Below are 768 nucleotides of genomic sequence, written 5' to 3'. Positions count from 1 at the left end.
TGCCGGGATTGTTCAACTTTTCAACTTTCTCGAATGTTGCGATGGGTTTTATCAATCTGATCGGGAAAGCGTGCAAGCGCTAAACAGGCTTCAACACGGCAGGCGATCACCGCCTGCTGCAAGGAGACTGACCATGATCGAACTTCGTCCTTTCGATAGCCTGGGTGCCGCCAATCACGGCTGGCTCGATGCCAAGCACCATTTCTCGTTCGCGGGCTATCACGATCCGGCGCGCACCAGCTGGGGCAATCTGCGGGTTTGGAACGATGACACCATCGCCCCGCACACCGGCTTTCCGCCGCACCCGCATCGCGACATGGAAATCATCACCTATGTTCGCGAAGGCGCGATCACGCACGAGGACAGCCTTGGCAACAAGGGGCGCACCGAAGCGGGCGACGTGCAGGTGATGAGCGCGGGCACCGGTATCCGCCATTCCGAATATAACCTCGAGGATGTCACCACCCGCATCTTCCAGATCTGGATCGTGCCGACCCACGGCGGCGAACCGCCAGCATGGGATGCGCGTCCGTTTCCCAAGGGCGACCGCGCGGGCAAGTTCGTGACGCTCGCGTCGGGCTTTGCCAATGACAATGACGCCCTGCCAATCCGCACCAATGCCCGCGTGCTGGGCGCCACGCTGCGGGCGGGTGAGACGGCGGAATATCCGCTGGGTAAGGACCGCCGCGCCTATATGGTGCCCGCCAAGGGATCGGTGACGATCGATGACGTGCGGGTCGGAACCCGCGACGGCGCGGCGATCAGCGA

1 protein-coding gene is annotated in these 768 nt (G+C 62.2%); it reads left to right on the top strand.

Going from position 1 to position 768, the window contains the following annotated elements; all coding sequences use genetic code 11:
- Nucleotides 1-133: 133 nt before the first annotated feature.
- On the top strand, nucleotides 134-768 hold a 635-nt coding region (locus AAFM29_RS17640), incomplete at its 3' end, for a pirin family protein (RefSeq protein ID WP_341714019.1).

This window comes from Erythrobacter sp. (assembly GCF_038133525.1).
GTDB lineage: Bacteria > Pseudomonadota > Alphaproteobacteria > Sphingomonadales > Sphingomonadaceae > Qipengyuania.
This window is presented reverse-complemented; position numbering and strand designations above follow the sequence as displayed.